This is a genomic window from Aquaspirillum sp. (assembly GCF_055136605.1).
Window position 1 is genome coordinate 1 of the sequence record NZ_JBSQVP010000067.1, and the last position, 11,315, is coordinate 11,315.

Annotated in this window: 11 protein-coding genes; 5 read left to right on the top strand and 6 right to left on the bottom strand. The window is 47.1% G+C overall.

Annotated features, from left to right (window positions below):
* Window positions 1–514 (bottom strand): FAD:protein FMN transferase (locus tag ACTBZS_RS10330; RefSeq protein WP_463044056.1); only part of this gene is annotated, 514 nt, incomplete at its 3' end.
* Window positions 515–641: 127 nt separating this feature from the next.
* Between ACTBZS_RS10330 and ACTBZS_RS10335 the strand changes: the two genes are divergently transcribed.
* From ACTBZS_RS10335 to ACTBZS_RS10355, 5 genes are all read left to right on the top strand, one after another.
* Complete coding sequence (locus tag ACTBZS_RS10335) at window positions 642–2,195, top strand: PAS domain-containing sensor histidine kinase (RefSeq protein WP_463044057.1); 1,554 nt, start codon at window positions 642–644, stop codon at window positions 2,193–2,195.
* Entirely contained in the window at window positions 2,185–2,832 is a 648-nt protein-coding gene (locus ACTBZS_RS10340; RefSeq protein WP_460431294.1) for a response regulator, read from the top strand. The genes ACTBZS_RS10335 and ACTBZS_RS10340 overlap by 11 nt, the downstream gene beginning before the upstream one ends.
* Before the next feature lie 180 nt (window positions 2,833–3,012).
* Window positions 3,013–4,647, top strand: a complete 1,635-nt coding sequence (locus ACTBZS_RS10345) for a methyl-accepting chemotaxis protein (RefSeq protein WP_460431295.1) — start codon at window positions 3,013–3,015, stop codon at window positions 4,645–4,647.
* A 24-nt stretch (window positions 4,648–4,671) separates the two neighbouring features.
* Complete coding sequence (locus ACTBZS_RS10350) at window positions 4,672–6,621, top strand: PAS domain S-box protein (RefSeq protein WP_463044058.1); 1,950 nt, start codon at window positions 4,672–4,674, stop codon at window positions 6,619–6,621.
* A 35-nt stretch (window positions 6,622–6,656) separates the two neighbouring features.
* Complete coding sequence (locus ACTBZS_RS10355; protein WP_463044059.1) at window positions 6,657–7,733, top strand: HD domain-containing phosphohydrolase; 1,077 nt, start codon at window positions 6,657–6,659, stop codon at window positions 7,731–7,733.
* Between the two features lie 111 nt (window positions 7,734–7,844).
* Here ACTBZS_RS10355 and ACTBZS_RS10360 read toward each other — a convergent pair whose 3' ends face one another.
* From ACTBZS_RS10360 to ACTBZS_RS10380, 5 genes are all read right to left on the bottom strand, one after another.
* Complete coding sequence (locus tag ACTBZS_RS10360; protein WP_463044060.1) at window positions 7,845–8,081, bottom strand: DUF2442 domain-containing protein; 237 nt, start codon at window positions 8,079–8,081, stop codon at window positions 7,845–7,847.
* Window positions 8,082–8,090: 9 nt separating this feature from the next.
* Window positions 8,091–8,360: a DUF4160 domain-containing protein gene (locus ACTBZS_RS10365; protein WP_463044061.1), complete on the bottom strand. Its 270-nt coding sequence runs from the start codon at window positions 8,358–8,360 to the stop codon at window positions 8,091–8,093.
* Window positions 8,361–8,538: 178 nt separating this feature from the next.
* On the bottom strand, window positions 8,539–9,318 hold the full coding sequence (locus tag ACTBZS_RS10370) for a MetQ/NlpA family ABC transporter substrate-binding protein (RefSeq protein WP_460431300.1): 780 nt from the start codon (window positions 9,316–9,318) through the stop codon (window positions 8,539–8,541).
* 12 nt (window positions 9,319–9,330) lie between these two features.
* Window positions 9,331–9,993 (bottom strand): methionine ABC transporter permease, encoded by a 663-nt coding sequence (locus ACTBZS_RS10375; RefSeq protein ID WP_463044062.1) that lies wholly within the window; start codon window positions 9,991–9,993, stop codon window positions 9,331–9,333.
* On the bottom strand, window positions 9,990–11,012 hold the full coding sequence (locus ACTBZS_RS10380; RefSeq protein WP_463044063.1) for a methionine ABC transporter ATP-binding protein: 1,023 nt from the start codon (window positions 11,010–11,012) through the stop codon (window positions 9,990–9,992). The genes ACTBZS_RS10375 and ACTBZS_RS10380 overlap by 4 nt, the downstream gene beginning before the upstream one ends.
* Between the last annotated feature and the right edge of the window lie 303 nt (window positions 11,013–11,315).

Sequence of the window (11,315 nt, forward strand, 5' to 3'; positions counted from 1 at the left end):
ATGTGTATAAGAGACAGGCGTGCAATGTTGCCGCTGGCGGGGGGGCGGGGGCAGCATGTTCTTGTTGAAATCCCCACTCACGAATCAGCAAACCAATAGCCGGATTAAACAGGCCATCACTGAGTTGTTCAAATTGTTGGCTGTGACGAATCAGCTCGGTTAATTCCGCTGATAGCGTGATCGGTTGGCCGCCTTGAAATGCGCGATTGACTTGAGAGAGTTCGCTGTCGGTTTGCCACGGATGGAGCTGACGATGTAGGCGGTCGAGCTCGTGTAGCGCGGCTGTGATGGCTTGTTGTGCGATCTCTGGCTTAGTCTGTGCAATGCTGATTTCCACTCGGGTGCCGAAAACATAACTTTCTTGCTGTTGTAATGTTGTCTGTGATTGGCAACCACTCAGGATAAAAAAACTGCATAGTCCAGTAAAAATCGTGGGCAAGTGGAAATTGTGTGTGAAATTTTTTGATATTTTGATATAAATCAAAATAATGTAGAAAAAATGCTTATTCAGCATGAGCCCTATCCATCTTTTGTACTGTTTTTAACAAGAGTGTTTATTATGTGCAGCCTAAGAAAAAATTGCAGAAACCTTCATTTTTCAAAAAATGAAACCCTAACTAGGCTCTTTCAATGTTAAAGGCATGAGAGAAAAACGGCTAAACAGACCTTTTTCGTCTCAACTTCGTTCACGTTTTCGTGAACGCTATGCACAACGACAGCAACAGACGTTGTTGCAGGGACGACATTTATCAAAGGTACTCAATCAGTTGCCGGCGACCATTGCATATTGGGACCGCCATCTGAAAAACTGTTTCGCCAATAATGCATATCGGATATGGTTTGGGGTTGATCCAGATGATATATTTGGAAGGCATATTCGATTTGCCCTCGGTGATGCACTCTATCGCAAAAATCTCCCACACATCCAAGCTGCGTTACGCGGGGAGATGCAGGTTTTTGAACGAGCGATTCCTTCTCCTGATAGTAGCCATGTTCGTTATGGCCAAGTGAGCTATATCCCAGACATCCACCCTGACGGTGTCCGTGGCTTTTATGTTTTTGTCTTTGATATTTCACCTCAGAAAATTTCACAACTTGCGCTCGTAGCCAGCGAAGAACGTTATCGGGCTGTGGTTGAAGATCAGACCGAGCTGATTTCGCGTGTGCACCCAAACGGACGGTTTTTATTCGCCAACCAAGCCTACTGCCGTTTTTTTGGTAAGTCGTTGACCGAACTGATGCAGGGTACATGGCAGCCGGTGGCACACCCTGATGATGTACCGTTGATTACCGCTGAGCTGAAGAAGTTGTCGCCGCATTGCCCTGTCGTGATTATCGAAAACCGTGTGTATTCGGCCAATGGACAAGAACATTGGATGCAGTTTGCCAATCATGGTTTTTTTGATAGCAGTGGTCATTTGGTTGAGATTCAATCGGTAGGCCGTGATATCACCGCCCGCAAACAAGCCGAAGCCGCGCTACAAGAGGCCCACGACACCTTAGAAAATAAGGTCATCGAACGAACCGAGCAGCTACGGCGGTTGGCCATTGAGGCGACTTTGGCCGAAGAGCGTGAGCGCCGCGCTATTGCTCGCGATTTACATGATGATTTGGGACAAATCCTGCACATCATGAAAATTCGTTTAGAATTGCTAAAAAAATCAGTCACTCCAGCACAAAAAGACAATCTAACAGCATTAGAACTTTTCACGCACCGTGCCAGCACCCTTGTTCGTTCCTTTACTGCCCAGCTTAGCCCACCGGTGTTAGAAAACTTGGGTTTGACTGCCGCGCTACGTTGGTTGGAAAAAGAAGTGTTGGATATCTATGGCCTAGCGGTGACCACGGATATTGAAGAACCCAATTGCACCCTCTCGCATACCCAAGCGGTGATTTTGTTTCGGATTGCGCGTGAGTTGCTGATCAATATCACCAAACATGCCGAAGTCGATGACGCTGAACTCAATTTACGTTTTGATGGTGAGCAAGTGCTGTTGCGTGTCAGTGATCACGGTCGGGGCATTGCCAATCAAGAACAGGCTTTAAGTGGTGTCTCGGGTTTTGGTCTGAATAGTGTGCGTGAACGCATTACCTTTTTAGGCGGCAGCATGTGCTTGGTCTCTGCACCTCAACAGGGGGTGACTGTTACCGTCAAATTACCCGTAGAACAGAAAGGAGAAAAACATGACCATTAAAATCATGCTTGCAGATGACCATAAGATGTTTCGTGAAACCTTGAAAATTCCCCTCAATGCCGAGGCCGACTTTCAAGTGATCGCCGAGGCAGGCCAAGGCAAAGAATTATTAGCGTTATTAGAACAATACCAGCCAGATGTCTTGGTATTGGACATTAACCTACCAGACATTCATGGCATTGAACTGGCGAAATATATTTCGCGGGAAAGGCCATTGATTAAAATTTTGGCGTTGTCTGGCTACACCGAAAAAATCTTTATTGATGAGATGTTGCAAGCTGGTGCCATGGGCTATGTGGTGAAATCCGCTGGCTCTGATGAGTTAATTACCGCCGTTCGTACCGTAGCGGGTGGGGAACGGTTTTTATCCCCGGATGTCGCACACAACTTTGCGGCATCGGCCATTTCTCATTCTTCCTCCGACCTTGATCCACCATTAGCGTTATTGGGCCGGCGTGAACGTCAAGTGCTGGCGCTGTTAGCACAAGGGCTAAGATCACACGAAATTGCCGTGCAAATGGGCATTGCACCTTCTACAGTAGAAGTTCACAGACGCAATATTCGCCAAAAACTCGGCTTAACCTCGATTGCTGAGTTAACTAAGTACGCTTTACGCAAAAAAATCGTTTCTAACTGATTTTCTAGCAAATCGTTTATTTGTATAGCTAATACATGTTTTTGTTAATTGATGATCATGATGCGTCTGTCTATCATTCGCCGCGTCACGTTGTGCATAAAAATACCTAAATCAGCATGATGGCTTAACCTGTATAGGTTTTTTGATTCACCCTAATTTCATGTCATTGGAGTGCTTGCTGTGCGCGTCAACCAACCCGTAACGCAGGTCGAAACCTTGTTGCCAAAAGATCAGTTCATTTACTCCCGAACCGATCTCAAGGGCATCATCGTCGAAGCTAATCAAGCTTTTGCAGACATCAGTGCCTATACCCGTGAAGAAATGATAGGCCAGCCGCATAACTTAGTGCGGCATCCTGACATGCCACCACAGGCATTTGAGGATATGTGGCGTGACTTAAAGGCGGGGCGGCCTTGGCGCGGGCTGGTAAAAAATCGTCGCAAAGACGGCGGCTTTTACTGGGTGGTGGCGAATGCTTCGCCGGTGCGTGAAAACGGCAAAATCGTTGGTTATCAGTCCGTGCGTACTTGCCCAGAACGGCATGAGGTCGAGGCAGCGACGGTGGCTTACGAGAAATTATTAAAAGGCGACCGTTCAATCCGCGTGTTTCATGGCCGTGTGGTGCCTGCACGGCGCTCGCCTTGGGCAGTGTTTTGTTGTTCGGAAGTCCAACCGTGGTTGATTGGGGGAAGTTCTCTCTTATTAAGTGGTTTGGTATTACTACAACAACTTTTCCCTAGCATCGGCTTGCAAACGCTGTTGTTACCGTTATCGGTATTGGCGTTATTGATTGCACTGTTTTTCTTGGTGGTTTTTGTCCCGACCTTTAATAAGGAAATTGCCTTACTGACAGCTTATTTAGAGCAGCTGTTGTTGTCGGGTGATTTAACACAGCGCTTTGATTTAAAAAGGCAAGATCCAGTCGGGGTGATTGCACGCAAAATTGACCGTTTTGTGTCGTCAATTCAAGCCACCATACAGTGTATGGCCGATTCGGCGCGCCAAGTGCGTTCGATTGCGGCGGATGTCAGTCAAGGCGTGACCCATGTGCAATTCTCGGCACAACAGCAAAACCAAGCGACTAACTCTGCTGCGGCTGGGATTGAAGAAATTACCATGTCGATTGCTGAAGTCGCCACACGTGCAACACATACCTGTCACTCGGCTGCTGGCGCAACGACGTTGTCTGAACAGGGCGCGGTGTTATCACAACAAGCTTGCTCTACGATTCTGTCGTTGGCCGATACCGTGAAACAATCTGCAGTGCAGGTTGAACAGTTGGGTAAACAATCAGAGGAAATTTCTCGGATTACCGGTGTCATTAAAGAAATTGCCGAACAGACTAACTTATTGGCACTCAATGCTGCCATCGAAGCGGCGCGGGCAGGTGAAATGGGGCGGGGCTTTGCGGTGGTGGCGGATGAAGTTCGCAAACTGGCCGAACGAACCGCAAATGCAACGGAAGAAATCAGCAGCATGATTCAAGCGGTGCAAGCTGAAACCGGCAAGGCTGTAGATGGAATGCGTGGTGGCGCCGAGCAAGTCGAGCGCGGCGTATCGTTGGTGCAACAAGCGCAAGATTATCTGCACAACATCAATCAGCAAATGCAGCAAACCACACAGATGGTGAGTGATATTTCTCTCTCGGCACAAGAACAAAATCAGGCCATGAGTTTAATGGCAGAAAATGTCGAAAGTATTGCAGTCATGACCGAACAAAATATGAAAGTCGTGGAGTTGACAACCGATACCGTACAACACCTTAACAAAATGGTACACAGAATGGAAAAAGCGGTTAAGCAATATTCTGTGTAACAAATTTTTTAAAAAGGTTATCTCGTGCCACATTCCACATTACATGGCAAAAAAAACTTTTCTACGCAAGAAATTGAGTATTTATCCCACCTCCGTTTTGCCATTGATCAACACGCGATTGTCAGTATTGCCAATGCTGCTGGCGATATTATTGATGTGAATGACAAATTTTGTGAAATCAGTGGCTATTCTCGTGATGAGCTGATTGGGAAAAACCATCGCTTATTAAAATCGGCAGAACATTCCACTGCTTTTTTTCGTCAAATGTGGATGACCATTGCCTCGGGTAAGGTATGGCAAGGCGAAATTTGCAATCTCAATAAACAAGGCCAAGAGTATTGGGTACGCTCAACTATCGTGCCTTTTTTAGATGAAAATGGCCTGCCACAACAATATCTTTCTATTCGTACTGATATTACGTATACCAAATTAGCTGAGAGAAAATTACGCGTGTTTCGGCGGTTGGTTGAAACCACAGAGCAGGCAATTCGGGTATCAGATGCAGAAGGTCGGATTCAATATGTCAACCCAGCTTACGAGCGCCTATTGGGTTATCGCAGCCGCGAAGTGTTAGGGCGTGATTTTGTTGCAGTGGGCACGGCTGGACAGCAAGAAGAGAAAGTAGCCGAGGTTTTAAACACATTAGCAGAAGGAAAAAGCTGGACGGGTCTATTAAAATTGATGCGTAAAGATGGCTCGGAATTTATGAGCTTAAGTAATTTATGCCCCATCATGGATCCCAATACCGGCAAACTGGCTAATACATTTAATATGTTTGTTGATTATTCGGCAGAGATTGAACGACAGCAGGCACTAGAACAGGCAGTTGAGCAAGCTAATGAAGCCAACCAAGCAAAATCAGAATTTTTATCGCGGATGAGCCATGAATTGCGGACACCGATGAATGCGATTATCGGTTTTTCGTCTTTAATGGAAATGGATGATGAACTCAGCGAAGACAATCGCGATAATGTAAATGAAATTATTAAGGCCAGTCACCACCTATTGCAGTTGATTAACGAGGTATTGGATTTAGCACGGGTTGAAGCCAGAAAAGTAGAGCTGTCCATAGAGCCGGTGGATTGCCTTGTTTTGGTCGAAGAATGTCATAGCTTATTACGACCTTTATTAGAAAAATCCGAAGTCAACCTTAAAATCCATCTACCAGAGCCGTTTATTGTTCGTGCTGATCATATTCGCCTAAAACAAGTTTTATTAAATTTAATTTCCAATGCAATTAAATATAATCGGCGCGGCGGTAAAGTGTGTATTCAAGGTGAGGCGGTTGAAACAGCATCAGGGCATTTCCTGCGCTTGCATGTGCAAGACACGGGTAATGGTATCGCCCCTGAGCGTATGAAAGAACTGTTCCGGCCCTTTAATCGACTGGGTGCGGAATATGGCGAGATTGAAGGGACGGGGATTGGTTTGGTGATCACCCACAGCTTAGTTGAGTTGATGGGGGGGCACATTGGCGTTGAAAGTGAGCTAGGCAAGGGCAGTGATTTTTGGATTGAATTGCCAGCCGAGGTTTTACCCGAACTGGTCGATACCGCCGTCACCGCTACCGCCGAGGCTGAGTCAGATAAACAACAACGCCGCTACACAGTGCTGTATATCGAAGATAACCCCGCCAATATCAAACTGGTGACCCAAGCCTTAGCGCGCCTGCCCCATATTTCGTTGTTTACCGCACATACCCCATCGTTAGGACTGGATTTAGCGCATCATCATCAACCCGATTTGATTTTGTTGGATATCAATTTGCCGGGGATGAATGGTTATCAGGTGCTGGCCGAGCTCAAAAACCGCACGCGTACGGCGTCGATTCCCGTGATTGCGATCACCGCCAACGCCATGCGGCGTGATATTGAACGCGGTAAACAAGCGGGTTTTGCTGAATACTTAACTAAGCCATTAGATATCAGTCTGTTTTTACGGACAGTCAATGAATTTCTGGAAAGGTCTGTATAAAGGATGTGGGTTAGCCAGAGACAAAAGGTTGTGCGATGAAGCCAGAAATTAAATCAGCGCATATTTTATTGGTGGATGATGAACCCGCCAATCTGAAGCTATTGCAGAAAATTTTGCAGGGCGAAGGATTTGTTCATCTCACCGCCATTTCCGATCCGCGCTTAGTGGCCTCAACCTATCAGCAACAACGGGTGGATTTAATTCTGTTGGATTTGAACATGCCGCATCTCGATGGTTTTGCGGTGATGGAACAGCTGTTTGCACTCGATCAGCCACTATTGGCACCGATTGTGATGCTAACCGCGCAAGCACAGCATGACATTATGTTGAAAGCGTTAACCTTAGGGGCACGCGACTTTATCACCAAACCTTTTCACCGCATCGAGTTGTTGGCGCGGGTACGTAATCTATTAGAAGCCCATTTAGCCCATCGTTTTTTGGAACAACGCAAAGCGGTATTAGAAGAAATGGTGGCTGAACGGACGCAGGAATTAAATCGTTCTCATCAAAAAATTGTTCGTCTGTTGGCCAAGGCCGCTGAATTTCGCGACAACGAAACCGGTGCGCATGTGCTGCGGATGAGCCATACCGCCAGTATGTTAGCAAAGCGTTTGGGATGGGATGAGAAACAGTGTGAATTGTTGTTTTATGCCAGCCCGATGCACGATGTCGGCAAAATTGGCATCTCAGACACGATTTTGCTCAAACCCGGGCGATTGACACCGGAAGAACGATTCATCATGGAACAGCATGCTGAGATTGGCGCCCGTATTTTAGAAGAGCACCATGATAACGAGCTGTTACAGATGGCCTACCGAATTGCGTTGTCGCACCACGAAAAGTGGGATGGTTCTGGTTATCCGCGTGGTTTGAAGGGGGAAGACATTCCGATTGAAGGGCGAATTGCGGCGATTGCCGATGTCTTTGATGCCCTAACGTCAACACGGCCTTATAAGCGGGCGTGGCCGATTGATGACGCTGTTAACTTCTTAAAAGAACAAGCCGGCAAGCACTTCGACCCCAATTTAGTCGAGCATTTCTTAGCCATTTTGCCCGAAGTGTTAGCCATTCGGCAGCGTTATGCAGATGAGGACAGCGACGGGGATTTGTAGGGTGTCGTCACCCCAAAGGGGCGACGCACCATGAACAGTGAGCGTTGTTTTGCCAAACAACCGGTAATCCAACGTATGCTGGCTTTAGGGCTGGAAGAAGGTCAAGCAAGTTTAGGATAAAGATATTGACCGGTCGTAAAGGGTTTCTGGAGCAATATCCAAATTATCCGGCCAACACACAGTATCAAAGGCAACATAGGCCTGTTTGAATTTTTCTGGATCTTTCAGTTTGACGAACACACCTCGATCCAGATAAGGAGACATATCAAACAGGCGGTGTTCACCAGTGTTAAACCAGAGTTCGAGAAGAAAATTATCTCGTGGCTGCACGCGGACGACAGTTTCCATAGTCAGACCTTAACGCAGTGGGTCAATAGGAAGTGGTGTTTGACCATTTATCGCTAATTCCCAATCGGCGAGTAGATCTTCACGGCGGATTTCAATCCATGCTTGGACTAGACGAACCTTAGCAGGGGGAAGCTGGCCGTCCAATAGAGAACCATCAAGGATTGAGAATGAAGCATCTGAGCCTTGGTATTTTGCGTGAATATGCGGTGTGTTATGTCTTTCGTGATCATAAAAATAGAGATAAATCACAATTCCATAAAACATGCTAATCGTCGGCATGGTGGTATCTCCGGTATTGGGATGTGAGGATTATAGTCTGGAAGGAAAACAGGCGCAGTGCAGCATGGCAGATAAGGACATCGCGTTAGAAAAATAGTCAATCTATACAATATGTTATTTTTATAAAACATTGTAGGGTGTCGTCACCCCAAAGGGGCGACGCACCATTAGCCTCGATTTAGAACGCAGGCACAATTGCGCCTTGGTATTTCTGTTGCAAGAATGCTTTGACATCAGCACCGGTCAAAGCGGTTGCCAGTTTTTTCAGAGCAGGGCTGTCTTTGTTATCGCTGCGGCTAACCAAAATATTGGCATACGGCGATTTTGCCCCCTCGATAAACAGCGCATCACGTGTTGGCACCAGCTTGGCTTCTAAAGCATAGTTGGTGTTGATTAAAGCCAAATCGACTTGATTCAAAATGCGTGGCAAGGTCGCTGCTTCTAACTCAGTGATTTTCAGCTTTTTCGGGTTATCGGTGATGTCTTTTGCTGTCGCCAACAAATTGCTCGGATCTTTCAGCTTGATTAAACCCTGTGCTTGCAACAACAGCAAAGCACGTGCACCGTTTGACGGATCGTTTGGAATCGCCACCCGTGCGCCTTCTTTCAAATCTTTAGCAGCTTTCACCTTTTGAGAATACGCACCAAAAGGCTCAACGTGAACAGCTGTGACCGTCACCAGCGAAGTGCCTTTATTCTTATTAAAGGTATCGAGGTAGGGTTTGTGTTGGAAGAAGTTGGCGTCTAACTTTTTCTCTGCCACTTGCACGTTAGGCTGCACATAGTCGGTAAAGACTTTTACCTCTAATTCCACGCCTTCTTTAGCCAATTTGGGTTTCACAAACTCCAAAATTTCGGCATGGGGCACGGCTGTTGCGCCAACACTTAATTTTTCAGCATGGGCATTCACAGCAAAAGCCGCGACAACGCTCGCCACGATCAGACTGATTCGTTTCATTTTTAATATCCTTTATTTACGAGTGAAATGAGCAACGGCTTTATCCCCTGCCCACTGTAGAACCTGAACCAACACAATCAAAATCAAAACCGTGACCACCATCACGTCGGTTTGGAAGCGTTGATAGCCATAGCGCACCGCTAAATCTCCCAAACCTCCACCACCAATCACCCCCGACATCGCCGAATAGCCAACGAGACTAATGGCAGTCACGGTGATGGCGGCTAGTAATCCCGGCAAGGCTTCTGGCAATAAAGCCAACCATAAAATCTGCCACCGTTGAGCACCCATCGCTTGGCAGGCTTCGATAATGCCCTTATCCAAATCACGCAACACGTTTTCCACTAACCGTGCGAAAAACGGTACGGCGGCGGCGACCAGAGGCGGGATAGCGCCTTCGACACCAATTGAGGTCCCGATGAGCCACACAGTGAGCGGAATCATCACAATCAATAAAATGATGAAAGGCAATGACCGCAATACATTGACCACCAACGATAAAACGCGATATAGCCCTTTGTGGCCTTGTAGCTGTGAGCTGCTTGACCAAAACAGTAAGACACCAAGCGGCAAGCCCAATAACACGGTAAAAAATAGTGAAACGCCGGTCAGAATCAGCGTTTCCTGTGTTCCCTGCCACAGCTCGGCAAGGTCAAGATTCACAAATTCAATCATGGTCGTTTCCCTTGTTGCAAAATATCGGTGCGAACACCGCGTGCCGCGAAAGCGTCTTGTAAAGCGGTGATATCAACGGTGTTGGCTTGTGCCACTTCAACAATCAGTTGACCATACGGCGTGTCCTTAATTCGTCCAATGGTGCCGTGAAGGATATTGAAGGCAATGCCCCACTGTTGCGCGAGTTCGTGCAATAACGGTTGGTGGGTGGTGGCGCCGGTAAAGCTCAGTCGCAATACCGCACCTTGGGCCATCGCCAATGCCGCTTGCCATTCGGCTTCATGCTGACCGCCGCTTTCCGCCAACATACTTTGCGTTGCAGGGTGGGCGGGATGTAGGAAAATATCGCTTACAGGGCCCATCTCTACAATTTCACCAGCTTCAATCACCGCCACACGGTCACAAATGCTTTTGACGACATTCATTTCATGGGTGATTAACACAATGGTTAGCCCCATGCGGCGGTTGATGTCGAGTAGCAGTTGCAAAATCGCTTGCGTGGTTTGTGGATCTAATGCGCTCGTGGCTTCATCACACAGCAAGAGTTTTGGTGAATTTGCCAAAGCCCGCGCAATCCCCACCCGCTGCTTTTGTCCACCCGACAGCTGTGCCGGATATTTATGGCGGTGATCTTGTAGGCCAACCAGTTCTAATAACTGATGAATGTGTTGTGGATCGATGGCTTTCTTGGCAAGTTTCAAGGGAAAGACAATGTTTTCTTCCACTGTGCGAGCCATCAACAAATTGAAATGTTGAAACACCATGCCCGTTTGTTGGCGTAGCTTCACCAAACCTTGTGCATCTAATGCAGTGATGTCTTGACCATCAATGTCAATGTGACCGCTACTGGGGCGTTCCAACAGATTTAAGGTGCGAATGAGGCTGCTTTTACCGGCACCGGAACGGCCAATAATGCCAAAAATTTCCCCCCGACCAATTTCCAAGTTGATGTCGCGCAACGCAGTCACGGCGCGCCCATCGACTTGATAGGTTTTATGGAGGTTGCGGATACGAATCATAAGCTACCCAAAAAAAGAAGCCGCACGCGGATCACACAGTACGGCACAGACTGTAACAGAGTCGCTAAAGACAGAAAAATGCTCATTAGTGCTTTTTTTATACAATTTTGCACTAAGGCTTAGACGTAAAGCGGCAATTGTACTGCAAGCGATTCGGCAAGTGGTCATCCCTTTTTGGCTAGTTTTTTAGGGTGGATAAGCAAAGCGCATCCACCAAATCTGATGGTTTAGTTCAGTAGGTTGGCCTGCTGATGTTTGGCAACCCAACACCAACCTGAACTACAATCAGCCATTACCCTCAGC

What these genes read in the sequence shown, in the direction of transcription:
- ACTBZS_RS10355 (WP_463044059.1), top strand. Translation starts at nt 6,657, where the DNA reads ATGAAGCCAGAAATTAAATCAGCGCATATTTTATTGGTGGATGATGAA.
- ACTBZS_RS10365 (WP_463044061.1), bottom strand. Translation starts at nt 8,360, where the DNA reads ATGCCGACGATTAGCATGTTTTATGGAATTGTGATTTATCTCTATTTT.
- ACTBZS_RS10370 (WP_460431300.1), bottom strand. Translation starts at nt 9,318, where the DNA reads ATGAAACGAATCAGTCTGATCGTGGCGAGCGTTGTCGCGGCTTTTGCT.
- ACTBZS_RS10375 (WP_463044062.1), bottom strand. Translation starts at nt 9,993, where the DNA reads ATGATTGAATTTGTGAATCTTGACCTTGCCGAGCTGTGGCAGGGAACA.
- ACTBZS_RS10340 (WP_460431294.1), top strand. Translation starts at nt 2,185, where the DNA reads ATGACCATTAAAATCATGCTTGCAGATGACCATAAGATGTTTCGTGAA.
- ACTBZS_RS10335 (WP_463044057.1), top strand. Translation starts at nt 642, where the DNA reads ATGAGAGAAAAACGGCTAAACAGACCTTTTTCGTCTCAACTTCGTTCA.
- ACTBZS_RS10360 (WP_463044060.1), bottom strand. Translation starts at nt 8,081, where the DNA reads ATGGAAACTGTCGTCCGCGTGCAGCCACGAGATAATTTTCTTCTCGAA.
- ACTBZS_RS10380 (WP_463044063.1), bottom strand. Translation starts at nt 11,012, where the DNA reads ATGATTCGTATCCGCAACCTCCATAAAACCTATCAAGTCGATGGGCGC.